Here is a 26,082-nt window from a genome sequence, read left to right on the forward strand (position 1 = left end):
GCCCCCACCGACCGACCGGCCCGGCTCCCCACGCACGGCGCCCGGATCGCACCCGAAGAAAGAAGGCACTCATGGACATGGTCACCGAACTCAAGAAGGCCCTCTCCGAAGCCGCCGAGGTCCCCGTCGAGTCCCTCAAGGACGACGTCGCGCTCGCCGAGCAGGGCATCTCCTCCTTCCAGGTGGTCACCGCGTACGTCTGGCTGGAGCGGGAGCTGGACATCTCCTTCCAGGGCGACCAGCTGCCGGACGCCTCCACCGCCACCATCGAGGAGGTCGCCAAGTCCATCGAGGCGATCCGTACGAGCCGCTGAGCCGGACGACGCCCAAAGCGGCGCCGGACGCCGTACGGCTGTTCTGCTTCCCGCACGCCGGGGGCTCCGCCTCGTTCTTCGCGCCGTGGCGGGAACCGCTGCTGCCGGACATCGACGTCTGCCCGGTGCTGCTGCCGGGCCGGGAGTCCCGGAGCGCGGAGCCCCCGCCCACCGAAGCGCGCGACGTCATCGAGGAGTTGGCGGGAGAACTCGCCCGCCGGGAGGATCTCGCGGAGCGGCCGTACGCCTTCTTCGGGCACAGCCTCGGCGCGGCGATCGCCTACGACGTGGCGTGCGCGCTGGAGGCGGCGGGCCGGCCGGGGCCCGGGGCGCTGATCGTCTCCGGGCGCCGCTCCCCCTACGCACCGCGCCGCGTCGTACGCAGCCACACGCTGGACGACGACGCGTTCGTGGCGTCGCTGGTGCGGCTCGGCGGGGTGCCGGCGGAGTTCCTGGGCCGCGGGGAGACGTACAAGTTCTTCCTGCCGCTGCTGCGCGCCGACTTCGCGCTGGACGAGAGCTACCGGCCGGGGTTCGCGCCGCCCGGTGTCCGCTGCCCCGTGCTCGCGGTCACCGGCGCGGACGACCCGCTCGCCACCCCGGGGGATCTCGCCGGGTGGCGTGAGACGACCCGCGGGGAGTTCTCCGCGCGGTCCTTTCCCGGCGGCCACTTCTACCTGCGCGCGGCCGCCGACGAGCTGCGCACCGCCGCCCCGGACGGACTCCTCGCCACGATCCGCGCCCTGCTCAGCCCGACGCCACCTCCCGCCGCCCGGCCAGATGACGCGCGGCCAGCCGCGCCGCAGGGCCCGTGAGCAGTCCGGTCGCCGCGAGGACCAGGCCGAGCACCCACCAGCCGCCCGGCGCGAGGTCCAGGCAGAGCCACGTCAGCAGGCCCGGGGTGACCGCCTGCGACGCGGACACCCCGAGGGAGAAGACACCCTGGTACTCGCCGTGGGCGTGTTCGGGCGCCAAGTGGTACGAGAGTTCGAACGATGCGGCGGCGTGCCACAGTTCGCCCAGGGTGAGCAGCGCCGTCAGGCCGAGCAGCGCCGCCGCCGCGGCCCACGGCGCGAGCTCCCCCGTGGCGGAGAACCCCACGCAGGCGGCGAGGAACGTGAATCCGGCGAGCCGCATGGTCCGGGTGCCCGCGCGGACGTCGACGACGCGCTGCCCGACGCGCACCTGGAGGAGCACCACGAGGAGGGTGTTGAGCAGCAGGGTGGCCGCGACCATGGCGCGCGGCGCGTTCGTCCGCTCCACCACCCACAGCGGCATCGCGACCATCAGCACGCCGTACTGGAGGGTCATCAGGCCGTTGAGGGCGGTGACGCCGAGGAAGGGGCGGTTGCGCAGCACCGACAGTTTCGACGCGCCCGGCGGCGCGGGCAGCGGGGCGTAGGCGGGCAGCCCGCGCACCAGCAGCGCGGCCACGAAGAACGTCGCGGTGTCGGCGATGATCACCGCCAGGTACGCCTCACGGGTGTCCACCTGCACGGCCACGCCCGCCAGGGCCGCGCCCAGGGCGATGGCGAGGTTCGCGGCGGCCCGTGAGTACGCGCGGAGCCTGAGCCGGTCCTCGCCGCCCGCCCGCGCCATCAGCACTCCGCGCAGGGCCCGTCCGCCCTGCATGCCGATGGCGGTGACCGTGGCCGCCACCGCGAGCAGCGGCACCGACCTGACCACCGTCAGGGAGAGCGTGGCGAGGCCCTCGCAGATCAGCAGGGCCGCCGTCAGGCCCCGGGGCCCGAAGCGGTCCGCGAGCTTGCCGACGACCATGCCGGACGGCAGGGCGATCAGTCCGGCGACCGACAGGGCGAGGCCGACCTGCGCGGCGGGCAGGCCCAGGCTGCGGGTCAGGTAGAGCAGTCCGGCGGTGAGGTAGAGGCCGGAGCCGAAGGAGTCGACGGCGATGAAGCCGACCAGGATGCGCTGCGGCCGGGTCGGCGGCAGCGCGAAGTACGCCTTCCACGATGCGAACCTGCTCGGCACGGTGTGTCCCTTCGGTGTCAGACCGCTGCGTGCAGGCTCTCCATGCGGGCCTCGATCTCGGCGCGGTCCGCGCCCTCCACGACGAAGCTCAGCCCCGCGTCCACCGACGACGACGCGGTGTCGGACCGGCGCGTGCCCTTGGCGAGGGCCACCCACGCGGGGGGCGCCGCCGCGTCGTACTCCAGCGGGGCCGCGGTCTCCAGGAGCCAGCCGGACTGCGGTCCGACGCGCTCCAGGTACGTCGTGCCGCGCAGCAGCCCGGCGCTGAGCAGACAGGCCGCCCAGGCCTGGTCGACGCCGTACGTGTGGCGCATGGACTCCTTGACCAGGGCGCCGCCGCCCCGGCAGGCGATCTCACCGGCGAGGAAGCGGCCGTCCGGGGTGCGGTACAGCTCCAGGTGCAGGATGTTGGGCCGGTGCGCCGCGCCGACCCGGGCGGTCAGCTCCTCGGCGTAGCGGCGCAGGAAGCGGTGGTCGGGGGAGTCGGCGTCGACCATGACGGAGCCGACGTTGTGCCGCGCGAACAGGTGCGGCGGGTGGAGGTAGCGCGAGGGCGACACGAGGATCGGGGCGCCGTCCCTGACCAGGATGTCCACGTGGTAGACGTCGCCCTCGACGAAGCGTTCGAGGATCAGCTGGGAGCGGTGCAGTTCGGTGAGCAGCTCGGGCCGCTCGGCGAGGCGTTCCACCGCCTCCGCGGGCGTGTCCAGGACCAGCACGCTCACCGAGCCCGAGCCGTCGCGCGGCTTCAGGACGACCGGCCCCCACTCCTCGCAGGCCGCCAGGACGTCCTCGCCGCTGCTCGGCGCGCGGTACTCCACGGCCGGCACCTCGGTGCCGTCGACGCGGATGCCGGCGAAGAGCTTCTTCATCAGCACCTTGTCGCGGTAGAGCACGGCCGCCGACGACGTGGTGCCCTCGATGCCGAAGAGCGTGCGGGCCTCGGCGGCCCTGAGCACGTCGGCCTCGGCATTGGAGAAGATCACGTCCGGTTTCCACTCGGCGCACACCTCGTGGATGCGGCGGGTGGTCGCGGGCGCGTGGTAGTCGTCGAGCACTTCGCGCCGCACACCGCGCGCCACGGAATCGTCGGGCCGTGCCGTACCGGCCCCGGTGATCATGCGGACCTCGACGTCCGGCGCGGCTTCCTGGAGCCAGGACTCGAACGGCGCGACGGAACTGGGCTGTTGCAGGACTAGGACGCGCATCTGGCAAATCCCCCGGCGAAGAACGATGGGCCGCTCGACGCGTGACCAACTGCCTCATATGCGCCGAAATACTCGGTCGGTGGACCGCGTGGGTCAGAGCGAGACTGAATGATCTTGCGGTTCTCGTCAATACCCCGAGGCCCAACGCCTCACCATGTGAGACGAATTGGTGAAGTGCATCAAGCGATGCGGACGGCGGGCGGGGCCTTGAATGGGAAGCATTGATCTCGCTCTTTCCGCGTGCCATTCTCCTGTCCGTGATGATTCCGGCCGCCTGTGCGGCTGCGCTGCTCTGCCTGATCGAGGGGAGCGAGGCCACGGCCCTGCTCTCCCGACGGCGGCCGCGGCCGTGGGGGCCGGTCTGTGCCGCGCTGGCCTCGGCCCTCGGCGTCCTCGTCGTGCTCGTCGTGCTGGTCTCCGTGTCCGCCGCGCTGCCACCGCGGGCCGTGCGGCTGGTGGCGGCGACGGCCGTCCTGCTGATCGGCCTCCAGTGGCTGGCCCGTGCGGTGCTGCGGCTGCTCGGCCCGCCGCGCCCGGACGAACGTACGGCGTTCGCGGTCGTCCTCGCCGCGGCCGTCGAGGCCGTCCTCGCGTGCGTCGCGCTGGCCGCCTCGGTGGACGCCTCCGTGCCGCTCTGGGCGGCGTGCGGGGTGGTGTCCGTCGCCCTCGCGGCGCTGGGCGGCCTTGCCGCGCGCCGTACGCTGCCCGATCCGCCGCAGCGCGTCCCCAAGGCCGTGCTCGCCCTCGCGCTGACCGCCACCGGGGCGGGCGTGGCGGGCCCGGCCGGCTGGTGGGCGACCGCCGCGGCGGCCACCGCCGTCACGCTCGCCGTGCTCTTCCTGCGGGGGTTGCCGTCCGCCCGCAAAGCCCCCGAAGCCCCCGAAGCCCCCGGAGGCCCCGAAGCCCCCGCAGGCCCCAAAGCCCCCGAAGCGGCCAAGGACGTCTCGGGCGTACGAGGGTTCCTGCTCGGTGACACCGCCGTCACCTGGCCCGCCGCCGCCGGTTTCACGGCACTCGCGGTCGTCGTGGCCGCGCCGTGGCGTCCGGTGCTGCTCGCGCTGCTGGTGGCCGTGGTGCTGCTCGCGGCGACCGGCAGGCGGACCCCGGGGCGGCCCTGACCTCCGGCACGGGAAGACGAGAACCCCCCGCTCACCGGCGCGGAACGTGCGCGTTCGCCCGCCCGCAGGAAAGGAAACGCGTCATGCCGCCAGGCCCCGCCGCACCACCCACAGAGACCGCCGCGCCCCGTGATGTGGTCCACGCCGTTCGCGCGTACGCCGCCGAAGAGCCGGACCGGCCCGCGGTCAAGGACGCCGGAACCTCGCTGTCGTACGCCCAACTGCTCGCCCGCGTCGAGACGTCGGCGGGTTACCTCGTCCGCGCGGGCGTCACGCCCGGTGACCGCGTGGGCATCCACCTGCCCAACTCCGCCGAGTACATCGTCGCCATCCTCGCCTGCATGACGGTGGGCGCGGTCTTCGTGCCCATCCCGTACGGCGACCCCGAGGAGCGCATCCGAGGGATCGCCGGGGACTGCGATGTCACCCTCACCGTCGTCCCCACCGGGCACGCGGTGTCGGAGGCCGCGCGGCGGGCGCTACGGCCGGTCGGTGTAGGGGAGTGGGCGGATGCCGAGGACACCGGGGACGTCGAGAACACCGAGGGCTACCGGGGCGATCGTGACGGCGAGGACATCGTGTACCTCGTCTACACCTCCGGCACCACCGGCAGGCCCAAGGGCGTCATGGTGCGCCGCGCCGGGCTGCGCAACTTCGTCGCAAACACGGTGGAGGTCTTCGAACTGACGCGTAAGACACGGGCGTTGTGCGTCTCGCCGTTCCACTTCGACGGCGCGTTCGGCAGCATCTTCTCCGTCCTCTCCGTCGGCGGCTCGCTCGTCGTGGCCGGGCACGGGCCGCTGCTGCCCGGCGACTTCTTCCGGCTCCTGCTGAGCGAGGGCATCACGCACACCTCGTTCTCCCCGAGCCTGCTGCGCCTGCTGACCTCGGGCCGCGACCTGCCGAGGCTCGCGGAGTCGCGGCTGCGCACCGTCGGCCTCGGCGGGGAGGACTGCACGCCGCAGCAGATAGCCAAGCTGCTCGAACACCGGCCGGGGCTGAGGGTGTTCAACCGGTACGGGCCCACCGAGACGACCGTCGTGGTCGCCACGCACCTGATCACCCGCGAGTGGTGCGCGTCCGGCCGCAAGATCCCGCTGGGCGCCCCGGACCACGGCGTCGGCTTCCACCTCGTGGACGCCGAGGGGAACCTCGTCACCGAGCCGGACACCCCCGGCGAGCTGTGCGTCAGCGGCGTACAGGTCATGGCCGGGTACTGGGGCGCCCCCGAGGTGACCCGGCAGGTGCTCCGCGACGACCTGGTGCCCGGCACCACCGTCTACCGCACCGGCGACCTGGTGCGGCGCACGCCGGACGGGCTCTACGTCTACCTCGACCGCGCCGACAACGTGGTGAAGCGCAACGGCAACCGCATCTCCATGACGGAGGTCACCGCCGCGCTGCTCGACGTGCCCGGCGTGGAGGACGCGGTGGCCCTCGTCGACCGGCCGGACGGCCGCACGCTGATCCGCGCCTTCGTCGTGGCACCCGGCCTGGACGCCGCGCCCGTACGCAAGGAACTGCTGCTGCGGGTGCCCGCCTACATGAGCCCGGACTCGCTCCACGTCGTCGCCGAGCTGCCCCGGCTCAGCGGCGGCAAGCCGGACGCCCGCCGCCTGCGCGCGCTCCTGTGAGGCGTCACTCCGTCTCCAGGACGAACTCGTCCATCAGACGGTCGATGAGCGCGGGCACCTCGGCCCGGTCCTGTGCCGCGAGGAAGACGCGGACCGCCGCCGTGCCCCGCCGGAAGTCGCCCACCACGTCGCCGGCCGAGACGAACGACTCGGCCTCGACGACCTGCGGCAGCGCCGTGAAGTCCGACGCGGCGCTGACCGCGGTGACCTTGCCGGAGCGCAGCGGCAGGTCGACGAGGACGACGGTGCGCGGGTCGGTGACGGGGGCGACGCGCGGCGCGCGGCCCGCGGAGGTGTCGGTGAAGGCCTGCCACAGGTCGACGCCGTGCTGGAGCCGCACGAGGTCGGTCACGCCGTCGCCGCCGGGCCGGCAGGCGATCTCGCCGATCAGCAACTGGTCGCCGCTGCCGATGACTTCGAGGTGCGTGACGCCCGAGTCGAGGCCCAGTGCCTCGGTGGCCCGGCGGTGCAGTTCCTGGATCCGGCCGTACTCGGGGGCGTCCGGGGAGAGCGCGATCGAACCGGCGACCGCGCCGAACTGCTCCTGGAGCGGCGGGACGAGGTAGTGCGAGACACCGGAGAAGAGGACCTTGCCCTCGTGGAGGACGCCGTCGCAGTGGTACTCGGTGCCGATCTCGATGAACCGCTCGACGATCAGCGGGAAGCCGGCCGACCGCAGGCCCGCCGCCTCCTCGGCGTCGGCGAGGGCGAGCGCCTGCTCGGGCGAGCCGACCACGAAGGTGTTCTGGCTGCCGCCGCCGAAGACCGGCTTGACGACGACGGGCCCGCCGCCCAGCTCCGCCTGGGCGCGCGGCAGTTCGGCGATCGTGGGCACCGAGACCCAGTCGGCCACGGGCAGCCCGGCCGCGCGCAGCGCCCGCTTCATCGCGTGCTTGTTGCTGAACCGCATCGCGGTGTCGAATCCGATGCCCGGCACCCCGAACCAGGTGCGGACCAGGCCGGCCACCGGGACGCTCCGCTCGGCCGGTCCGATGACGCAGTCGATGCCCCGCTTCTCGTACACCGTGCGCGCGGCCTCACGTACCTGGTCGAAATGGTAAAGAGTGTCCACTAGGTGTACATCAGCAATTCCTTCGTAACGGTGGGCGAACATCGGCATGGTAATGACCGAGACGGTGGCGAATTCGGAGAGCCGGGCCAACTCCCGAGGGGGATAGATCTTCGCCGCGTTGATCAGAACGGCGTGTGGGCGGGCGTCGGTCATTGTTTCCCCCTGTGGGAATGAGGCGGGCCTTCGGGCCTTCGGCCCTTGTGAGTGCGCCAGGCGGCGGGATCCGCATCGTTGATCGCGGTCGCCGCCTGCGCAAGACGTGGCCGGGAAGTCTCGGCATACGAGACGCCGCCGGAGTTGTGGCCAAACCTTTACAGCCCACCAACTTGTGTCCCGGCTAAGCGCCTTGCGGGTCAACCTTTCAGCGTGTCACTTCGTGAGACGCCGTGCACAAGGGGTTGATCTTCGTTCATCAGGCTGACATATTCACCTCGCGGCATGGATATGCGCTGGACGAATGGGGCGGGGAGTTCGGATGATCCTGACGGGCAGCGAGATCGCACGCGAACATGCCGCGGGCAGAATCACCATTAGTCCTTTTGAACCCTCGCAGGTGAACCCGAACAGCTATAACTTCCGGCTCGGCAAGCAACTGCGCGTGTACACCCGGATGCCGCTCGATCCCCGGTCCCCCAATGAGTACGAGGAACTGGAGATCCCGGACGAGGGCTACGTCCTGGAGCCCGGCCGCCTCTACCTCGCGCACACCGAGGAGGTCCTGGGCGGGCGCTGCTACGCGCCGACGTTCGCCGCCCGCTCCTCCGTCGCCCGGCTCGGCCTGTTCATCAACCTCTCCGCGAGCCTCGGCGACATCGGCTACGAGGGCCAGTGGACGCTCCAGCTCTACTCGATGAACCGGGTCCGTGTGTACCACGGCATGAACATCGGCCAGATGATGTGGTGGCGCCCGCAGGGAGACGTCCAGTTGTACGACGGCAAGTACCAGGGCTCGGTCGGGCCGCGCGCCAGCGACATCCACCGGGACTTCGAGAAGAATCTGGCCCGCCACCGCCTGCCCGGCCTGGAGATGACCCCGGACCCCACCCAGGTCGGCGCGAAGTTCGCGTCCCTGGCGACGGCCTCCGCGTCCTACCCGGTGCCGACCGCCTTCGCGATCCCCGCCCCCGAACTGGCCGCGGCGATCGACGCCGACTCCCGGGCCCGGCTCGGCGAGCTCTTCAGCGAACTGCGGGCCACCGTCGGCGCGTTCTTCACCGAGTCCATGGACCGCATCGGCGAGATCGTCGCGCACACCCACCTGCCCCAGGAGACCGAGCGGCTGATCACCGAGCGGCTCAAGGACCTGTTCGGGGACAGCCTGGCGGGCCGCACGTTCGCCGTACGCTCCTCGGGCCTCGACGAGGACACCGCCGAAGGCAGCCTGGCCGGCGTCCACCAGAGCCTGCTCGGCGTCGAGGGCGTGGCGGGGGTCATCGCCGCCGTCGAGGAGTGCCGGCGCTCCTACTACGCGCCGCCCGCCGTCGCCGCCCGCGTGCGCGCCGGGGACTTCGACCCGCTGCCCCGCTTCGCCGTCTTCGTCCAGGAGATGGTCGACCCACGTCTGGCCGGCGTGGCCTTCACCGGCCTGGACGGCGACGGGCGGGACGTCACCGTCGAGTACGTCGAGGGCCTGGCCGAGGAGTTGGTGTCCGGCACCGCCGAACCGCTGCGCGCCTCCAGCGACCCCCGCGTCCTCGCCGGGCTGCCCGACGAGCACCGCGACGCGCTGACCGACGTCGTCCGCCTCGCCCGCGCGCTGCGCGCCGAGCGCGGCCACGACGTGGACGTGGAATGGGCCGTCGACGCCTCGGGCGTACGCGTCCTCCAGGTGCGTCCGGTCACCGCCCGGCGGACCGTCGCCGCCACCACGCCCGCCGGTGAACTGTGGACGGCCCGCCTGTACTTCGACGAACTTCCCACCGGGGCCCGGCTGCACGACGTGGAGGAGGTCTACGCCGGCTACACCGCCAAGCGCGGCCCGGCCCACCGTCTCGCCGCCGCCCACGGGGTGCCGGTCGGCGCGGGCTGGGTGGTCGGCTTCTCGCCCCGGGCGCTGCGCGGCCCCGAGGTCGCCGCGCGCCTGGCCGCGACGCTCGCCGAGGGGCACAGCGCCGAGTGCGTCCTGGACTTCGGCGACACGCTGCGCCAGATCGTCGTTCCCAAGGACCAGGTGGTGGCCCGGCTCCTGGACGTGACCGGCGGCGGCTCCGCCGGGAGCGGCGAACACACCGTGCTCATACGGGACTTCGTCCGGGGTCAGCTCGGCGTCATCTCCCGGTCGGCGGGCGACGGACTGGTCGTCGAGTACACACCGGACGGGCTGCTCGCCCTCAACCGCGGCACCGCCGGCGCCCAGGCGGTCGTCGTCGACGCGGACGGCGCCGTCACCGCCCCCCACGACGCCGAGCCGGTGGTGCGCCACCTCGACACCGTGCGGCGGCTGACCGCCGCCATGCAGGAGAAGTACGGCGACGTCACCCTGGAGTGGGTGCTCGACGACGGTGCCCTGCTCTTCGTCGACTACTCCGTGCTCGGCAGCGACAGCGTCGTCGTGGGCGCCGCGGGCGCGTCCATCTCACCCGGCGGCGCGAGCGGCCCGCTGCTCACCCTCGACGACGACGAGATGCTCGCGCGCCTCTCGGTCGGCCCCGCGGTGAGCATCGACAAATCCCGTGACGTCTCCGAGTACGAGGGGCTGTCCCGTCTCATCGACAAGGTCTCGGCGCTGCCGGAACCGCCGGTGATCCGGGTCGCCCGCCCCTACGCCGTGCTGTCCGTGCTGCTCGACCGCGCCGCCGGGTTCGTCTTCGACCAGGGCTCCGCCCTGTGCCACCTCGCCATCCTGCTGCGCGAGGCGGGGGTGCCCGCCGTGGCGGCCGCGGGCCTCGGCGCGTTCCCCGACGGGGCGCAGGCCGTCATCGCCGACGGCTCCGTCACCGTCGCCTCGGTCGCAAGGAGCAAGCATGTCTGAGAACCCCACGGCCACCGGGGACGGCGAGGCGGCCTGGATCGCCGTCGGCGGCATCCACCTCCTCAACGGCACGGCCCCGCCGCGCGAGCGCGAGCCGATCGCGCTGGTGCGGGTCCCGGCCGTCGAGACCGTCCGCCCGAGCAACACCGTCGTCGTGCACTGGGACCGCGTCGGCCACTGCGAGGCCCTCGCCCCCGTCACCGGACGCACCGCCCGGCTCACCGGCGCCGCGCTCTTCCCCGACGCCGTCGCCTGCCCCGACCTGGCCGCGCTCGCACCGGACAGCGCCTCCGCGCTCGTCCCGCTCGCCTACGTCAGCGGTTCGCCCGAGGCCGGCTACCACGTCTACACCCAGGTGCGCTTCCTCGCCGAGGACGCCTGCTTCGTCCGCGTCACCCCCGAGCCGGTCGGCGCGGGCCCCGTCGACGCGCTCGGCTGGCTCGCCCCCGGGCTCGACGCCCACGCCGAACACGCGCTGTTCCTCAACAACCACCAGCGCTACTACCGCAAGTGCTTCCCCGGCCAGGAGCTGGAGTACAAGTACACGCTCGCCCCCGCCCCGGACATCTGGGCGCTCACCGTGGAGCTGAACCGGCGCATCCAGGCGGGCGGCCTCACCGGCTTCGTCCCCGAGTACCGCGACGAGTTCCAGGCCTGGGACTACGCCAACCACCTCTTCGAGGTGACCGGCCCCGAGGCCGAACGCGGCTACGTGTCGTTCATCCCCACCACCGACGGCAAGCAGCTCATGAAGCGCAAGTGGTACGCCGAGGACTCCTTCTCCCGGCGGGAGGAGCACACGTACGGACTCACCGTCGAACCCGCCGAGTACGGGCAGTACATCCGCTCCGAACTGGGCGTCGAGATCCGTCCGTTGCCGCCCTTCCGGCGCGTGCGCTACGACGTCAACTTCGAGTCCGTGCGCACCGGCCACGTCTACGGCATCTTCTTCGACCACTGCTCGCTCTACGGCGCCCGTGACGTGGTGCTCTCCCAGTGCGAGCTGGAGTACCTGCGCACCCGCAGCCCGCTGGAGCCCGACGAGGCGGCGGCCCTGGAGGAGATCGAGACGCTCGCCCAGTGGCTGGAGGGATACCTGACCGAGCACGGCCTGCCCGCCGAGCGCTCCTTCTACTCCAAGCGCACCTTCCTCCAGGACGCGGTGGCCGCGCGGCCCGAGCTGGCCGGGCTGGCGGAACCATGCTGACGGGCGGGGCCCGCGGCGCGCTGATCGACCTCGACGGCACCGTCCACGCGCGCGGCGCGCTGCTGCCGGGCGCCGCCGGGGCCATCGACGAGCTGCGCGCGCAAGGCGTCCGGCTGCGCTTTTTGACCAACACCGACTCCAAGACGCCGGAGACCATCCGCGCCGAGCTGGCCGCACTCGGCCTGCGCGTGGCCGCCTCGGAGCTGTTCACCCCGGTCGCGGCGGCGGAGCTGCTGCTCGCCGCCGAGGACGCCGATCCCTTCCTCGTGGTCGGCGAGGAGGTCGGGCCCGTGCTCGCGAAGTTCGTGCGCGGCGGCCCGCCCACCCATGTCGTGGTGGGCGACTGCCGGGACGTCCTGGACTACCCGCTGCTCGACGCGGCCTTCCGCGCGCTGCGCGCCGGCGCCGGACTGATCGCGCTCCAGCGCGGCCGGTACTTCAAGCGGGCTGACGGCGACCACCTCGACACGGGCGCGGTCGTGGCGGCCCTGGAGTACGCGGCGGGCACCCCCGCGCGCCTGGTGGGCAAGCCGTCCACCGACTTCTTCGCGCTCGCGCTGCGCTCGGCCGGCTGCGAGGCCGCCCAGTGCGTCGTGGTCGGCGACGACGCCACCACCGACATCGCGGGCGGCCTCGCCATCGGCGCGCGCACCGTGCAGGTGCGCACGGGCAAGTACGCCGACCAGCGCGCCGCCGGGGAGGGCCCGCGGGCCCACGACGTGATCGACGGCATCGCGGACCTGCCCGCGCTGCTGGCGGCCGCCGGACCGCTCCCGCAGGGGGCGAGTTGACCGTCTACTGGCTGGTCTGGGACGCCGCCGCGCACTGGATCGTGGACCGCCTGGACGCGGAGGGCGAGCTGCCCCACGTACGGAGGCTGCGGAGCCGCGGCGTGTGGGCCGCGGCCCGGCCGCCCGCGCCCAACTGCCAGACACCGCCGTCGCTCGCCACCCTGTTCACCGGCGTCTGGCCGCAGGAGCACGGCGTCACCGGCTTCCGGGTGCCGAGCCCCAGCGGCCCGGGCGACTCCGTGTCCGGCTTCGCCCGCTCGGCGTGCCTGCGGCCCGCGGTGTGGGAGACGGCGGGCCGCGCCGGGCTGCGCACCGCGGCCGTGCACGCGCCGTGGATCGCGGACACCGTCACCGCCGGGGGCGAGCCGCCCGCCTGGCTGGACGGGGCGATCGAGGCCTTCAGCACCCGCCTGGCCCGGCACGGCACGTACGAGGTGGGCGCGGCACCGCTGACCTTCGCCGTGGCGCACCACACGCTCACGGCGGCCGCCGACGCCACCGGGATCCGGGTGCGCGGCGCCCACGACGAGACGTACGTCGAGGACGACTGGACGGCGCTGACCCTGGGCGACGGCGTCGGCATCTGGCTGCGGCAGGCCCGCGCGGGCGGGCGGCGGCTGCTGCTGCACACCGGTGCGTGGGTGCCGCGGACCGTCGGGCACGATTCGGTACTCCTCGCGGAGCTGGGCGCGGCCCCGCTCTTCGCCGGGGAGGGGCTCGGCTCGTGCTATCGCAGCGGGATGTTCGGGCCGCGACTCATCGACGGCGGCGACGGCGGCGACGGCACCGCCGAGGAGCTGTTCCTGTCGTCGGTGGACCGCGTCGGCCGGGGCTTCGAGGCCACCGTGGCCCGCGTCCTCGCGCACCACCGCAGTGACCTCGTGGTGATGTACCTGCCGTCCACCGACGACGTCGGGCACGAACTGCTCGGCTGGTGCGACGCGCGCAGCGACGCCCACCGCCCCGACGTGGCGCCCGAGGTGTGGCGGCACATCGCCCGCTGCTACCGGCACGCCGACGCGGTGCTCGGTCGCGTCCTGGACCGGGCGGGGCCGGGGGACACCGTCGTCCTCGGCGCCGACCACGGCATGGCGGGCACGGCCTGGACGCTCCACCCCGATCAGCTGCTGCTCGACGCGGGCCTGGCCGTCAGCGACGGCGCGGGCCGTGTCGACCCGGCCCGCTCGGCCGCCTACTACCACCCCGTGAACAACGGCTCGGTGTGGATCAACGGCAGGGCGGGGTACGGAGGTTCGGCCTCGCCGGACGAGATACGCGACCTCGCCCTGCGGGTGGGGGAGCTGTTCGCCCCGGTGCGCGCGCCGGGCACGGGACGGCCCCTGGTCCACGAGGTACGGCCGTCGCCGGACGGCCGCGTCGTCGACCTGCTGCTGGACGCGGACTGCCTTCCCTCGGCCTCGCTCGACCGCGCGGGGCGGCCGGTGAGCCCCGCGGCCAAGCCCGGCGCCCACATCACCAACGCGGGCGACGACCGCCTGCACGCCGTGTTCGCGGCGGCGGGCCCGGGCCTCGCGCGCGGCGAGGACCTGGGCGTGATCGACAACACCTGGCCGGCCGAGCTGGTTCTCGAGCACCTGACGGCCTCCCTTCCCGACCGGACTGCGAGACGCGTATGAACCTCCAACTCCACTTCATCGGCACCACCGTCGAGTTCCGGGTCGACGCCGCCGCGCGGCAGGCCTTCGAACCGGTCCGCCGGTTCTTCCGCCATCTGCTCACCGACGGCCCGCGCCGCGAGCCCACCTACCGGATATCCGTGCGCCCCCTGGAGTCCGTGCGCGAGGCGCCCGAGGGCGAGCCCGTCGTCGTACGGCGCAGCAGCGCCCCGGAGTTCACGTTCGACGCGCTGCTCTCGCGCCGCGGCGACCGGCTGGTCTACCGCAACGACAAGACGGTCCTGAACGTCCCCGTGGACGCGGCCGCCGACCGCGACTTCGAGATCGCGATCTGCGAGGCCTCCGCCATCCAGATCATCGACTTCGTCCGCGACCTGGTCATCAGGACCGAGGAGACGGCGGGCACCGTCGTCCTGCACGCCTCCGCCGTACGCCGCGACGGCGAGGTCTACGCCGTCGCGGGCCCCAAGGGCGCGGGCAAGACGACGACGCTGCTCTCGGTCCTCGAACACGGCGGCTGGGACTACTTCTCGGGCGACAAGCTGTTCTGCCGGCCCGACGGCGACGGCGGCGTCACGGTCCACGCCTGGCGCGACTACCCCTACGTCGGCGTCGGCACCCTGCGCCGCCACCCGGAGCTCGCCCGCAAGGTCGAGGACGGCGCCGACCCGGCGCTCGGCGAGCGCGCCGACCGCCACAAGGTGCTCCTCGACCCGGACGCCTTCGAGTCGTGGATCGGCGCCGAGTTCGACCCGGCGCCGCACCGCCTCGCCGGCATCCTGCTGCCGCGCGTCGTGCCCGGCGAACCGCTGCGGGTGAGCACGGTGACCGAGCCGGGGGCCCGCTGGTCCGCCCTCAACACCATCGTCGACCGCTCCGTCGACACCACGTTCTTCGGCTGGCAGCACTACCTCGTGCCGGACTACCGGGAGTTCTACGCGACCCTCTCCGCCCTGCGGCCGCTCCTGCCGGGACTGCGCATGATCCGCCTCACCGGGACGCTCGACGTCGACCTGGACGCCGTGCTGAAGGACGCCTCGTGAGCGCGGCCGGCGCCGCCGGGGCGCTGCGCGTCGCCGTGATCGGGCTCTCCGGATCCGGGAAGTCCACCTGCGCGGGGATCGTCAGGGAGTGGGCCGCCGAACGCGGCCTCACCGTCACCCGCGTCCCCCTCGCGCGGCCCCTGTACGCCATGCAGGAACGGTTCTACGAGGCCGCGGGCGTCCCCCTGCGCGAGGGCGCCCAGGACCAGGTGCTCCTGGAGGCGATCGCCACCCAGCTGCGCCGCATCAACCCGCGCTGCCTCGTCGACGACTTCCTCGCCCGCGCCGACGCCGCCGCGCGGGACGGCGCCGACGTACTGATCAACGACGACCTGCGCGACCCGCACACCGACGCGCCCGCGCTGCGCGCCGAGGGCTTCCGCGTGGTGCGCGTCAGCTGTGACGAGGCGGTGCGGCAGGTCCGCCTGAAGCGGCGCGGCGACCTCTCGCGCGCCGACGGGTCCACCTCGGCCATCGACCGGATCGAACCGGACGCCGTCCTCGACAACAGCGCAGATGATCTGTCCGCCTACCGCGCCGCCGTGCGGGACCTGATGGGGAGTTGGCTGTGATCCTGACCGGAGCCGAGATAGCCCGCGCCGTCGCGGCGGGGGAGATCCACATCGACGACTTCAGTCCGGCCCGCCTGGAGCCCAACAGCTACGGCTTCCGCCTCGCGCCGGAGATCCTCTGCTACGAAGAGGCCGAACTCGACAGCTTCGAGCAGCCGAAGGCCACCCAGCTCACCATGGGCCCCGAGGGCCTCGTCCTGGAGCCGGGCCGCTTCTACCTCGGCGGCACCAAGGAGGCCATGGGCAGCCCGCACTACGCGGCGACCCTCTACGCCTGCCGTTCGGTGTCGACGCTCGGCATGTGGATCCAGTTCTCCGCGCCGCTCGGCCACAGCGGGGCGATCTTCCCCTGGACGCTGGAGATCAGCGTCGCCAACCCGCTGCGGGTCTATCCCGGCATGACCGTCGGCAAGCTGTCCTTCTGGTCCATGCAGGGCGAGCCCTACCAGTACGTCGGCAAGTACTCCGGGTCGACCTCGGCGGTCGCCTCCCGGCTCAGCGAGGACACGGCGCCCACCGGGCTCCAGGTCGGGACGGCTGCCTGACATGGCCGAGGCCGTGCGGGGCAGCCGCCTCCTCGACAAGGACCTGCTGCGGGAGCTGTCCCGGCGCCGGCCGCTGCGCGCCGCGCTCGCCGTCGCCCGGCAGTGGGCCGTGATGGCCGCGGCCGGAGCGGGCGCGGTGTGGTGGGGGCAGTGGTACGGCTACGTCATCGCCGTCGTGGTGATCGCCACCCGCCAGCACGCGCTCGCCGTCCTCATGCACGACGGGGCGCACCGCTCCCTGTTCGCGAACCGCAGGGTCAACGACCTGGTCAGCGATCTCCTGCTGGCCTTCCCGCTGTTCATCAGCACGAGCCTGTACCGGCGCCACCACCTCGACCACCACCGCTACCTGAACACCGAGCGCGACCCGGACCTCGACACCGAGGCGCTCGCGCACACCTCCAAGGACTGGGTGCGGCTGTTCGCCGGGGACGTCACGGGCGTCAACCTCCTCAAGACCGTCGACACGCTCGACCAGTTCTCCCTGCTGCCCGTGTTGCGCGGCGACCGGACGGTGACCCGCGCCATGGGGCGCGGCCGCCGCAACCTGTTCCTCGGCTACCTCCTCGTCCTCGCCGCCGTGCTGACCCTCACCGGGGGCTGGCTCACGTACCTGCTGCTGTGGGTCCTGCCCTCGCTGACGGCGCTCAGCATGATCCTGCGGCTGCGGGCCGCCGCCGAGCATGTCGGCTGCGACCCGGACGGCGGCGTGGGCGGCACCAGGACGGTCCTCGCCAACCCGGTGGAACGGCTCCTCTTCTCGCCCTGCCGCATCAACTACCACCTGGCGCACCACCTCTATCCGAGCGTGCCGTTCTACAACCTCGGCCTGCTGCACCGCCGGCTCATGGAGCACCGGGACGTCCGCGAGCGCGCCCACGTCTCCCGCTCCTATCTCTTCGGCAGGTCCGGCGTGCTGAGCCACATCGCGCAGGCCCGCCGGGACCGCGCCGCCGCCTGAGCCACGACCGCTTCCCACCACGAGGAACCCATGCCGAACCCGACACTTCCGCCCGGCGCCCCCGAGCAGCTCGCCACCGCCCGGCTGCGCAACGTCGACACCTTCCTGGCCGGCCGCGGCCTCGACCGCGAGGGCCTCGACGCGCTGATGCGCGCGAAGACGGGGCAGGCGCGGCACCTGCTGCTCACCAGCTCGCCCGTGCACGGCATCGCCAACTCCACCAGCGACATCGACTTCATCCGCGTCGAGGACCACGCCGTCGAGGGCGCGCGGATGGCCACCCAGCTCTTCGAGCAGGGCCAGCACCTGGAGGCCGTCTCCTACGGCCCCGACGAGGTCGCCGCCGCCCTCGCCGACCTGTCCGCCGCGGCCGCGCTCGACCCCGTCGGCGCCACCGAGGCCCACCGCGGCTGGGACAAGGGGCACGAGCTGCGCCGCAAGTACCTGGAGCGGCTCGTCAACGGCGTCGCCCTGGACGGCACGTCGCCCTACCTGGAGCACCTGCCTGCCCTGGCCCGCGTATGGAAGTGGTCCTCGCTGCACACCGCCGTCCGGCACGTCTTCCACCTGCGGCTCGCCGAGGCCACGGGCGAGACGCGCGGCAGCGCCGGCTACGCCTTCGGGGCCCTGCTGCACCTGGCCGACGCCGCCCTGTCCCACGCGGGCGACGTCTACTCCAACCGCAAGTGGTACCTGCTGCGCTGGCAGCGGTTCCTGGACAGCGGCGCGGCCGACGGCACGCCCCTCGCACAGCTCGCCGAACGCTTCGCCGCGCTCGACCGGCTGCTTCGCGCCGCACTGCGCGGCGAGGCGGCGGGGCCGCTGGCCCCCGAGTTCGGGGCGGTGCTCGAAGAGGTCTTCGCGATCGCGGGGGAGGGCCACGCGCCCGCCCTGCGCCTCGAACCCGCCGCCGACGCCACGCAGCTGCCGTTCCTGCCCGGCGCGGCCATGCTCGTCGGCCGCACCGCGCAGTTCCTCACCGGGGAGCTGCCCAAGGGCCCGGTCGCCGTCACCCGCGACACCGCGCCGCCCGGCGAGGCCGCCGACGTCCTGAGCGCCTCCCGCTCCGGCGCGCTGCGCCTGCTGCCCGCCTGAACCGCACCACGGTTTCCCTCGCCGAACCGGCGGAACGAACAGGAGAATCATGCAGTCGTCCCACGAGACCGCGGATCCGCTGAGCCGCGTACGCCTCTTCCCCTCGGCGCGCTCCGGACGCGGGCTGCCCGCCGCGCGCGCGGTCGAGGCCTGGGCCACCGCCGCCTGGCTGCTCGCCGTCGAGGGGCGCGCCTACCTGGAGGACCTGGAGGGCGGCACGGACCAGCCGCAGCTGCGGCGCGTGGTCCGCGTCAAGCTGCTCGAACTGCTCCTGGACATCGACACCAGGCTCTCGGGGGCCGTGCCCGTCGCCGAGGAGCACCAGCTCGCGCTGGCCCTGGAGTACGGGCTGCACGACCTCGCCGACCTCGAAGGGCCGTCCCTGATCGAGGTGTTCGCGCTCGCCGACGACGCCGATCACGCCGACGCCGACGCCGCCGCCCCGGGCGACGGTGAGGTGACGCGGCTGTGGGAGCGCCTGTGCGCCGAGTTCCCCGGTGAACTGCCCGACCCGCTCCAGGCCTCGGGCCAGCGGGAGATCCTGCGCGCCCTGCGGAACTGGTCGAAGCTGTGCACGGCGGCCGGCACCGACGCGGCGTTCCTCGAACCCTTCCTCAAGGACGCGTGACCACCGTGGCCGCACCGGGGTTCGTCGACCGCTACGCCGCCACGTTCGGGCGGAACAAGGCGCTGCTGCTGCGCATGTCGGGCCTGACGGCGGGCGAGGCGCGGGCCGAGGGCGCCTGGATCACCGACGACCGCGGCCGGCGCTGGCTCGACTTCGGGTCGTTCGGCGTCCACCTCATCGGCCACCGCCACCCCGAGGTGACCGCGGCGGCCCAGGAGCAGCTCGGCCGCATGGGCCTGTCCGGCAAGATCCTCGGCAACTCCGCGGCGACCGCCTGCGCCGAGGCGCTGATCGCCGCGACGCCCGCCGGCCTCGACCGGGTGTCGTTCGCCAACACCGGTTCCGAAGCGGTGGAGATGGCGATGAAGATGGCGGCGCTCGCCACCGGCCGCGCCGAGTTCGTCGCCCTGCGCGGCTCCTACCACGGCAAGACCGCGGGCGCCCTGCACCTGTCCGACTCGATGGCGGGCCGTTCCCCGCTGCCGCTGGCCGCGCCCGTGCACTTCGTGGAGCCGGGCGACGAGCACGGCGTGCGGGCGCTGCTCGGCACCGGGCGCGTGGCGGCCGTCTTCGCGGAGCCGGTGCGGGGCGAGGGCGGGATCCGGCCGGTGGACCCCGCCTACCTGGCGTTCCTGCGCGAGGAGACCGAACGCACCGGGACGCTGCTCGCCCTCGACGAGATCCAGACAGGGCTCGGGCGCTGCGGGTACCTGTGGCGCTCGGCCGGTGACGTACGGCCGGACCTGCTGCTCGTGGGCAAGGTCCTCGGCGGCGGCCTGCTGCCGCTGGCCGCCGTCGTCCACGCGTCGGGCCGGATCAAGGAGTCCTGCGCCGACCCCGTCGTGCTCGCCTCGTCCTTCGCGGGCGGCGCGCTCGCCGGCGCGGTCGGCCGCGCCGTCATCGACGTGGTGTCGCGGGAGGCGTTCCTGTCGGGCGTACGGGAGAGGGCGGCGCACGCCCGCTCCCTGCTGGCGGAGCGGTTCGCGGCGGACCCGAAGATCGCGGCGGTCCGCGGTGAGGGCCTGATGATCGGGCTTGAGGCGGCGGACGAGTCCATCGCGGGCCACGTGGTCCTGGAGGCCGCCAAACGCGGCGTCCTGATCAGCTTCTGCCTCAGCAATCCGCGCGTCCTGCGCGTCTACCCGACCGCGGGGATCGACAAGTCCGACCTGGAGGACGGCATCGGCCGCCTCGCCGAGGCCCTGGCCGCGTCCCCGGCAACCACCTAGAAAGGCCCTGTCATGCCCACCGTACGCACCTCCGTGGACATCCCCGGAGTCGGCATCGACCACGTGTGGAACGTCGTCTGCGACTTCGAGAAGCACCCGGAGTACATGGCGGACGTCCTGGAGATCCGCTACCTCGAACGCGACGCGGCGACCGCGCTCAGCTCCTGGCGCGTCCTGCTCAACGGCAGCGAGCTCACCTGGGACGAGAAGGACTACTTCCACCCGCCGCACCGCATCGACTTCGACCAGACCGAGGGCGACCTGGAGGTCTTCCGCGGCTCCTGGACGCTCCAGGAGACCGAGGAGGGCGTCAACGTCGTCCTGGAGATCGAGTTCGACCTCGGCATACCCTCGCTGGCCGCGGTCCTCGACCCGGTCGGCATCCAGGCCATCCACAGCAACTCGCGCAGCATGCTCACCGCCATCAGCGAGCGCCGGCCCGAACCGGCCGCCGGATGACCGCCGACCGCGTCCTCGTCACCGGCGCGGGCGGCGCCGTCGGCAGCGCGTTCCTGGCCCGGCTCGCCGAGCGCGCCCCCGCGGCCGGACTCGTCGGCGTCTTCAGCGGCGAGGCCAGCCGCGACGCCTACCTGGAGCGGGCCCCGCGCGCGGTCACCGACGTGCTGCGCCCCGTGGTGTGCGACCTCACCGACGAGGACGCGACGCTCGCGCTCACCGGCACGCTCGGCCGCGGCCGCCGCACGGTCCTGGTGCACGCGGCGGCCAACGTCAGCTGGTCGGCGAGCCCCGAGGCGGCCCGCCTGGGCAACGTCGCCGTCACCCGCAACACGGCCCGTCTGGCCCGCGCCCTCGGCGACACCCGCTTCCTGCTCCTGTCGTCCGCGTACACGGCGGTCGACGACTGGGAGTACCGCAACACGTACGAGGAGTCCAAGGCCGAGGCCGAGCGGCTGCTGAAGCGGGACTTCGCGGACCTCGATCCGTCGGTGTTCTCGTGCAGCCTCGTCGTCGGGCACAGCGCCACCGGCGCGATCTCCCGCTTCCACGGCATCTATCCGCTGCTCGGACTCGTCGAGCGGTACGAGCCGCCGTTCCTGCCCGGCGACCGGGACGGCCTGATCGACATCGTCCCGGTCGACTGGGTGGCGTCGGAACTGTGCGCCATGACCGAGGCCCTGCTGGCCGGCGGGCCCGCGCGGGACGTGGTCGCCTCGGCGGGCGAGGCCGCGCCGCGCCTGAGCGACCTGGTCTCCGCCGTCGTCACGGTCCTCAACCGGGCCCGCCGCGAGGAGGGCCGCCCCGAACTCGCCGACGTACCCCTCGTGCCCTACCGGCGCTGGGACTTCCTGCGCCGCTCGGTCGACGCCTGGAAGGTCACCGAGATCCGGCTGCCCAACCGGCAGTTCCTGGACCGGCTGATCGGCATCTACCGCCCCTACTTCGAGAACGCCCGCGTACGCCTGCCCGAGAACACCACCTGCCCGGCTCCCCACTGGAGCGGCTACGTGGACGGCGTCGTCGAGTACTGGCGGACCGCCAACGTACGGCGTCCGCCGCGGGTCGCCTCCGCCTCGTGAGCAGCGCCCGCACCGCAAGCAGAGAGGGAAGAGATGGCCCCTGAGAGCACCGTGCCCGTCCCGCCCGGCGAACTGGAGCGCCGCCGCGCCACGTTCGCCAGGATCCGCGCCGAGCGCGACGCGGCCATGGCCTACCTGCGCGCCAAGTTCCCCGAGGAGAAGGAGTACCTGGACCGGGCCCGCGACGAGGTCCGCGACGTCACGGTCGTCCTCGGCAGCCCGCGCGGCGGCACCAGCGTCTTCAAGCAGGTACTCGGCGAGCTGCGCGGCGCCCTCGCGCTGCCGGGCGAACACCGCCTGCTGTTCACCCTGCTCGGCCTGAACCACCCCGACCACGGCGGATCGGACGAGGGCGTGGAGAGCGGCGTGCTCGACGCCGGGCAGCGCACGTTCCTGCTGCGCAACCTGTTCTTCGAGTGCCGCGGCGCGGACATCCCCGAGCCGACCCCGCTGGAGTGGGAGCGCTACGCCTGGGACTGGGCGCTGCGGCTGCGCGTCCAGTGGCCCGACACCGTCGACGCCCCGCTGGAGGAGCTGGTGGCGGTGGTCAGGGACAGCGTGCTCGGCGAACGCCGCGGCCCCGAGCCCGCGTTCGACGTCCTGCGCGGCCTGCGCGCCCACGGCCTGCCGGTCGACCCCTACCGCTACGACCTCGACGAGGCCCTGGTCCGCGAGGCGTTCCCCGACGTGCCCGTGCCCAAGGGGCCGCCGGGCGGCGCCATCGTGGAGATCTCGCCGTTCCTCGCCCTGCGCCCGCAGCGCCGCCCCCGGCTCGGCGAGGACGGCCGGGTCCTGGTGATCAAGGCGTCCAGCGACGCCTACCGCATCCCGCTCCTCCACCATCTGTTCGACGGCTGGAACCTGCGGGAGCTGCACCTCACCCGCAACCCGCTGGCCTCCGTCAACGGCCTCATCGACGGCTGGGAGCACCGCTCCTTCTGGCAGCACGACCTGTCGTCGTACGGCACCGCCGCCGGGCTCCGCGCGGACTGGAACTTCGACCTGTGCGAGGGCTGGCAGGACCTGGTCCACGGCCCGCTGGCCGAGCTGTGCGCCCGCCAGTGGTCCGACCCGCACCGCCGCATCCTGCGCCACACCACGGACCCGCTCCGAGTGCGCTTCGAGGACTTCCAGGCCGGCGGCGCCACCCGCAGGAGCCTCGTCGAGACGGCCGCGCGGGGCATGGGGCTGCGCCTGGACGCCGACCGGTGGGGCGCCGTGGACGAGCCGCGCCGGGTCAACGCCACCTCGGCCCCGGCCGGCGCCCGCTGGCGCCGCGAGCGCCCCGAGCTGGGCCGCCTGCTCGACATCCCCGAGGTCGCCGAGGTCTGCGGACTGATCGGTTACGACGTACGCGACTGGGAGCGCTGGCCCTAGGGGCGCCACGGACCGGACAGCAGCGAACAGGTGAAAGGACTCAAGTGACCATGGTGACCGCCCAGCAGGCCGACTTCTTCCGGCTCTTCGGCTTCCTGCCGCTCCCCGGACTCTTCGACGCCGACGAACTCGCCGTGATCGAGAAGGAGTACGCCGTCGGCCACGCCGAGGCGTCGAAGGTCTACTCGGCCGCGCTCGGCGTACGCGGCCAGATGAGCTGGTCGAACATGCGCGACCAGACGCCGTTCCTCGCCGGCGCCCTGGAGACGGAGAAGCTGCGCACGGCCGCCGAGGCGCTGCTCGGCCCCGGGGCGGTCGGCGTGATGTCCAACGGGAACGTCTTCTCCGGCAACCTCACCGAGTGGCACGCGGACACCAGCGTCCCCGGCTTCCGCTCCCTGAAGTTCGTCGCCTACCTCGACCCGGTGGACGCCGACAGCGGCGCCCTGCGCGTGCTGCCCGGCTCGCACAAGGACCCCTGGCACGACGAGCTGCTCGCCATCAGCGTGAAGGAGAGGCTGAACACCGCGGGCAACCCGGAGAGCGAGGAGAGCGACCGGACCGGCTTCCCGGTGGACGCCGTGCCCGCCCGCGTCTGCACGTCGAGACCCGGCGACGTCTACGCCTTCGACCTGCGGACCTGGCACGCCTCGCTCAACGGCTTCCCGAACCGCCGGATGTGCAGCTTCACCTACTTCGGCGCCCCGCACGACGAGGCGCAGAGCGCGGCGGTGCGCTCCGTCGCCAAGCAGTTCGGCAGGGAGGCGCAGTTCCGCGAGCTGCGCAGGCAGCGGGACTGGATCGCCGCGGGCGCGCGGCCCAGCGGCATCCCGCGCCGCGAGAGCCAGTACTCGCCGGGCTGGCTCGCGGGCGCCGAGGGCAATGAGCACCGCGCCCGCTGGATCGAGCAGCTGCGCGCGTGGGGGATGGCACCCGCGGCCTGAGCGCGCCGGGGCCGGGCCGCCGCGCCGCCCGCCCGGCGCTCCCACCACCATGAACGGAGACCACTGATGTTCGCCTCGCTGACCGCGCGGCTGACCGCCATCGGCCGGCACTACCGGCTGCCCGACGAGCGCCCGCACCGGGTCCTCGTCGGCTTCATCCTGGTCAACACCTTCGGCCAGGGCATGTACCTCACCGCGGGGCTGCTCTATCTGACCCGCAGCGTGGGGTTCTCGGCCGGCGAGGTGGGGCTCGCGCTGACCGTCGCCGGGGTGGTGGCGCTGCCCTCGAACGTCCTCATCGGCAGGCTCTCCGACCGCACGGGGCCGCGCGGCCTCGCCATGCTGCTGCTCGCCGTCGAGGGCGTCGCCATGCTCGCGCTCGCCGTGGTCGCCACCCTGCCCTGGCTGCTGGTCGTCGCCACGGTCGGGGCGGTGGGCCTCCAGGGCAGCCGGACGCTGCGCGCGGTGCTGATCGGCCGGGCCGGGGGCGCTTCGCGGGTGCGGCTGCGCTCGTACATGCGGGCCGCCTCCAACCTGGCCATGGCGCTGGGCGCCGCGGCGGGCGGCGTGGCGCTCCAGCTCGACAGCCGGCCGGCCTACCTCGGCGTGGTGGTCTTCAACGCCGTCACGTTCTTCGTCGCGGCGGCCGTGCTGACCCTGCTGCCCGACTATCCGCCGGTGCCGGTGGAGGCGTCGAGGGCGAAGCTGCCGGTGCTGCGCAACCGCCCCTTCATGGCGGTGACCGCCCTCAACGCCGTGATGACGCTCCAGTACTCGGTGCTCACCGTGGCGCTGCCGCTGTGGATCTCCGAGCGGACCGAGGCGCCACGGGCCATGGTGTCGGCCGTGCTGGTGGTCAACACCGTGCTGGTCGTCCTGCTCCAGGTGCGGGTGGGGCAGCGGGTCGCCGACGCGCGCAGCTCGGCCCGGGCGATGCGGGGGGCCGGGGCGGTCTTCATGGTGACCTGCGCGGTGTTCGCGACGACCGGCCACCTGTCGCCGCTGTGGGCCTCGGTGGTCCTGGTCCTCATGATGGTGCTGCACACCTTCGGCGAGCTGTGGCACGCGGCGGCCGGGTTCGAGCTGGCGTACCACCTGGCGCCCGAGCACGCCCAGGGCGAGTACCAGGGCATGTTCTCCTTCGGCGTCAGCGGTGCCATGGCCGTGGCGCCCGGCCTGCTGACGCTGCTGTGCATCCAGTGGGCGCCGCAGGGCTGGCTCGTGCTCGGCGGGCTGCTGCTGGCCGCCGGCCTGCTGACCGGCCCCGCCACGCGCGCGGCGGTGCGCCACGCGGAAGGCGCGGAACGTGCGGAAGACGGACCCGGCGGCGAGCGGGCTACGGCCGGGCCGCCGCCGGGCCCCGGCCCGAGCCCGTCCGCAGCGCCTCCACCCCCGCCCGTGCCTCCACGTCCTCGGCGGGGATGAGGGCCAGCGCCCGGTCACACAGCGCCGCCACGGAGTCCGCGGCTTCGGAGTCCGCCGCCTCGGAGTCCTGCCCCGCGTCCGCGCCCGCGCCCGCAAGGAACCGCTGCTGCTGAAGGGCCTGGGCCAGGGCCTTGCAGGTGTAGCCGAGGCCCGGCCCGGCACGCAGCTCGGCGGCTTCACGCAGATAGCGCTCGGCGGTCCGCAGGGCGTCCCCCGGTGCGGGCAGCCCGGCCAGGGAGTCCCGCGGGCCGAGGCTGAGCCAGAGCCGGTGCTCCTCCGCCCACAGCTCCCCGGCGCGGGAGAAGGGGTCCAGGTGCAGGGTGCCGAGCCGGTAGAGCACCTGCCCGGCGAGCTCGTCGTCACCGAGGGCGCGGGCGGCGTCGAGGGCCGCACGCCCGGCGCGGACCCCGGAGGCGAACAGCTCGCCGTCGGGCCGGTGGATCACGCAGAGGTGCACCAGCTCCGTCCAGGCGGACCGGCAGCGGGCCACCTCGCCCGGCGCGGCGGTCTCCGGCAGGGCCTCGGCCGCCGCGGCGAGCAGCCTGCCGAGCAGCAGGGCCCGCTCCCACAGGTCCTCCTGGCGCGCCAGCCACTCCGCGGTCCGGAACCAGTTCACCAGCTCGGCGGCACCGAGGGCCCCGGAAGCGGCCAGCGCGGCGGCCGCGCGCTCGCCGTCCGCAGGGGCGGTACGCCCCTCCGCGACGTCCAGGGCGAGCTGTTCGAGAGGGTGCACGGTGACCTCCGTCGCACGCGGTTGACCGATGAACGCTGCATGTTAATG

The 26,082-nt window shown here is 73.6% G+C and carries 24 protein-coding genes; 20 read left to right on the plus strand and 4 right to left on the minus strand.

Annotation, left to right across the window (positions count from 1 at the left end; genetic code table 11):
• Positions 1 to 71 precede the first annotated feature (71 nt).
• Both KKZ08_RS24555 and KKZ08_RS24560 read left to right on the plus strand, forming a co-directional pair.
• Positions 72 to 314: a phosphopantetheine-binding protein gene (locus KKZ08_RS24555; protein WP_223776503.1), complete on the plus strand. Its 243-nt coding sequence runs from the start codon at positions 72 to 74 to the stop codon at positions 312 to 314.
• 38 nt (positions 315 to 352) lie between these two features.
• Positions 353 to 1,129 carry a thioesterase domain-containing protein gene (locus KKZ08_RS24560; RefSeq protein ID WP_223779170.1) on the plus strand — a complete coding sequence of 259 codons (777 nt, stop codon included), beginning with the start codon at positions 353 to 355 and terminating at the stop codon, positions 1,127 to 1,129.
• Here KKZ08_RS24560 and KKZ08_RS24565 read toward each other — a convergent pair.
• Entirely contained in the window at positions 1,062 to 2,306 is a 1,245-nt protein-coding gene (locus KKZ08_RS24565; protein WP_223776504.1) for an MFS transporter, read from the minus strand. The genes KKZ08_RS24560 and KKZ08_RS24565 overlap by 68 nt on opposite strands.
• Positions 2,307 to 2,323: 17 nt before the next feature.
• Complete coding sequence (locus KKZ08_RS24570; RefSeq protein WP_223776505.1) at positions 2,324 to 3,514, minus strand: ATP-grasp domain-containing protein; 1,191 nt, start codon at positions 3,512 to 3,514, stop codon at positions 2,324 to 2,326.
• A gap of 257 nt (positions 3,515 to 3,771) precedes the next feature.
• Here KKZ08_RS24570 and KKZ08_RS24575 point away from each other — a divergent pair, with 257 nt between their 5' ends.
• Positions 3,772 to 4,632: a hypothetical protein gene (locus KKZ08_RS24575; RefSeq protein ID WP_223776506.1), complete on the plus strand. Its 861-nt coding sequence runs from the start codon at positions 3,772 to 3,774 to the stop codon at positions 4,630 to 4,632.
• An 83-nt stretch (positions 4,633 to 4,715) separates the two neighbouring features.
• The gene (locus KKZ08_RS24580; RefSeq protein WP_223776507.1) at positions 4,716 to 6,266 is read left to right on the plus strand and encodes an amino acid adenylation domain-containing protein; all 1,551 of its coding nucleotides are present in this window, start codon (positions 4,716 to 4,718) and stop codon (positions 6,264 to 6,266) included.
• Positions 6,267 to 6,270: 4 nt separating this feature from the next.
• Here KKZ08_RS24580 and KKZ08_RS24585 read toward each other — a convergent pair whose 3' ends face one another.
• The gene (locus tag KKZ08_RS24585) at positions 6,271 to 7,491 is read right to left on the minus strand and encodes an ATP-grasp domain-containing protein (RefSeq protein WP_223776508.1); all 1,221 of its coding nucleotides are present in this window, start codon (positions 7,489 to 7,491) and stop codon (positions 6,271 to 6,273) included.
• Positions 7,492 to 7,891: 400 nt separating this feature from the next.
• Here KKZ08_RS24585 and KKZ08_RS24590 point away from each other — a divergent pair, with 400 nt between their 5' ends.
• The 16 genes from KKZ08_RS24590 (at position 7,892) to KKZ08_RS24665 (ending at position 25,301) form a co-directional block, all read left to right on the plus strand.
• Positions 7,892 to 10,309, plus strand: a complete 2,418-nt coding sequence (locus KKZ08_RS24590; RefSeq protein WP_223776509.1) for a PEP/pyruvate-binding domain-containing protein — start codon at positions 7,892 to 7,894, stop codon at positions 10,307 to 10,309.
• A complete protein-coding gene (locus tag KKZ08_RS24595) occupies positions 10,302 to 11,516 on the plus strand; it encodes a hypothetical protein (protein ID WP_223776510.1) in 1,215 nt (404 codons plus the stop codon). The genes KKZ08_RS24590 and KKZ08_RS24595 overlap by 8 nt, the downstream gene beginning before the upstream one ends.
• Positions 11,510 to 12,307: an HAD hydrolase-like protein gene (locus KKZ08_RS24600; protein WP_223776511.1), complete on the plus strand. Its 798-nt coding sequence runs from the start codon at positions 11,510 to 11,512 to the stop codon at positions 12,305 to 12,307. Before KKZ08_RS24595 ends, KKZ08_RS24600 begins: the two co-directional genes overlap by 7 nt.
• Positions 12,304 to 13,944 (plus strand): alkaline phosphatase family protein, encoded by a 1,641-nt coding sequence (locus KKZ08_RS24605; RefSeq protein WP_223776512.1) that lies wholly within the window; start codon positions 12,304 to 12,306, stop codon positions 13,942 to 13,944. The genes KKZ08_RS24600 and KKZ08_RS24605 overlap by 4 nt, the downstream gene beginning before the upstream one ends.
• Positions 13,941 to 14,987 carry a hypothetical protein gene (locus KKZ08_RS24610; RefSeq protein WP_223776513.1) on the plus strand — a complete coding sequence of 349 codons (1,047 nt, stop codon included), beginning with the start codon at positions 13,941 to 13,943 and terminating at the stop codon, positions 14,985 to 14,987. The genes KKZ08_RS24605 and KKZ08_RS24610 overlap by 4 nt, the downstream gene beginning before the upstream one ends.
• Positions 14,984 to 15,559, plus strand: a complete 576-nt coding sequence (locus KKZ08_RS24615) for an ATP-binding protein (RefSeq protein WP_223776514.1) — start codon at positions 14,984 to 14,986, stop codon at positions 15,557 to 15,559. Before KKZ08_RS24610 ends, KKZ08_RS24615 begins: the two co-directional genes overlap by 4 nt.
• Positions 15,556 to 16,104 carry a deoxycytidine triphosphate deaminase gene (locus KKZ08_RS24620; RefSeq protein WP_223776515.1) on the plus strand — a complete coding sequence of 183 codons (549 nt, stop codon included), beginning with the start codon at positions 15,556 to 15,558 and terminating at the stop codon, positions 16,102 to 16,104. The genes KKZ08_RS24615 and KKZ08_RS24620 overlap by 4 nt, the downstream gene beginning before the upstream one ends.
• A gap of 1 nt (position 16,105) precedes the next feature.
• Entirely contained in the window at positions 16,106 to 17,065 is a 960-nt protein-coding gene (locus KKZ08_RS24625; RefSeq protein WP_223776516.1) for a fatty acid desaturase family protein, read from the plus strand.
• Between the two features lie 30 nt (positions 17,066 to 17,095).
• Positions 17,096 to 18,160, plus strand: coding sequence for a DUF6001 family protein (locus KKZ08_RS24630; RefSeq protein WP_223776517.1), 1,065 nt, complete (start codon positions 17,096 to 17,098; stop codon positions 18,158 to 18,160).
• A 49-nt stretch (positions 18,161 to 18,209) separates the two neighbouring features.
• Entirely contained in the window at positions 18,210 to 18,788 is a 579-nt protein-coding gene (locus KKZ08_RS24635; RefSeq protein ID WP_223776518.1) for a DUF6031 family protein, read from the plus strand.
• The gene (locus KKZ08_RS24640) at positions 18,785 to 20,017 is read left to right on the plus strand and encodes an aminotransferase class III-fold pyridoxal phosphate-dependent enzyme (RefSeq protein WP_223776519.1); all 1,233 of its coding nucleotides are present in this window, start codon (positions 18,785 to 18,787) and stop codon (positions 20,015 to 20,017) included. Before KKZ08_RS24635 ends, KKZ08_RS24640 begins: the two co-directional genes overlap by 4 nt.
• Positions 20,018 to 20,029: 12 nt before the next feature.
• Positions 20,030 to 20,476, plus strand: a complete 447-nt coding sequence (locus tag KKZ08_RS24645) for an SRPBCC family protein (protein WP_223776520.1) — start codon at positions 20,030 to 20,032, stop codon at positions 20,474 to 20,476.
• Positions 20,473 to 21,555, plus strand: a complete 1,083-nt coding sequence (locus KKZ08_RS24650) for an SDR family oxidoreductase (RefSeq protein WP_223776521.1) — start codon at positions 20,473 to 20,475, stop codon at positions 21,553 to 21,555. The genes KKZ08_RS24645 and KKZ08_RS24650 overlap by 4 nt, the downstream gene beginning before the upstream one ends.
• A 33-nt stretch (positions 21,556 to 21,588) precedes the next feature.
• A complete protein-coding gene (locus KKZ08_RS24655; protein WP_223776522.1) occupies positions 21,589 to 22,932 on the plus strand; it encodes a hypothetical protein in 1,344 nt (447 codons plus the stop codon).
• A 50-nt stretch (positions 22,933 to 22,982) separates the two neighbouring features.
• Positions 22,983 to 23,876, plus strand: coding sequence for a phytanoyl-CoA dioxygenase family protein (locus KKZ08_RS24660; protein WP_223779171.1), 894 nt, complete (start codon positions 22,983 to 22,985; stop codon positions 23,874 to 23,876).
• 66 nt (positions 23,877 to 23,942) lie between these two features.
• Positions 23,943 to 25,301 (plus strand): MFS transporter, encoded by a 1,359-nt coding sequence (locus KKZ08_RS24665; RefSeq protein WP_223776523.1) that lies wholly within the window; start codon positions 23,943 to 23,945, stop codon positions 25,299 to 25,301.
• On the opposite strand, the gene KKZ08_RS24670 is transcribed toward KKZ08_RS24665, so the two are convergent.
• Complete coding sequence (locus KKZ08_RS24670) at positions 25,213 to 26,034, minus strand: hypothetical protein (RefSeq protein ID WP_223776524.1); 822 nt, start codon at positions 26,032 to 26,034, stop codon at positions 25,213 to 25,215. The two genes, KKZ08_RS24665 and KKZ08_RS24670, sit on opposite strands and share 89 nt — an antisense overlap.
• Positions 26,035 to 26,082 lie beyond the last annotated feature (48 nt).

It is taken from the genome of Streptomyces sp. 135 (assembly GCF_020026305.1).
Lineage (GTDB): Bacteria > Actinomycetota > Actinomycetes > Streptomycetales > Streptomycetaceae > Streptomyces.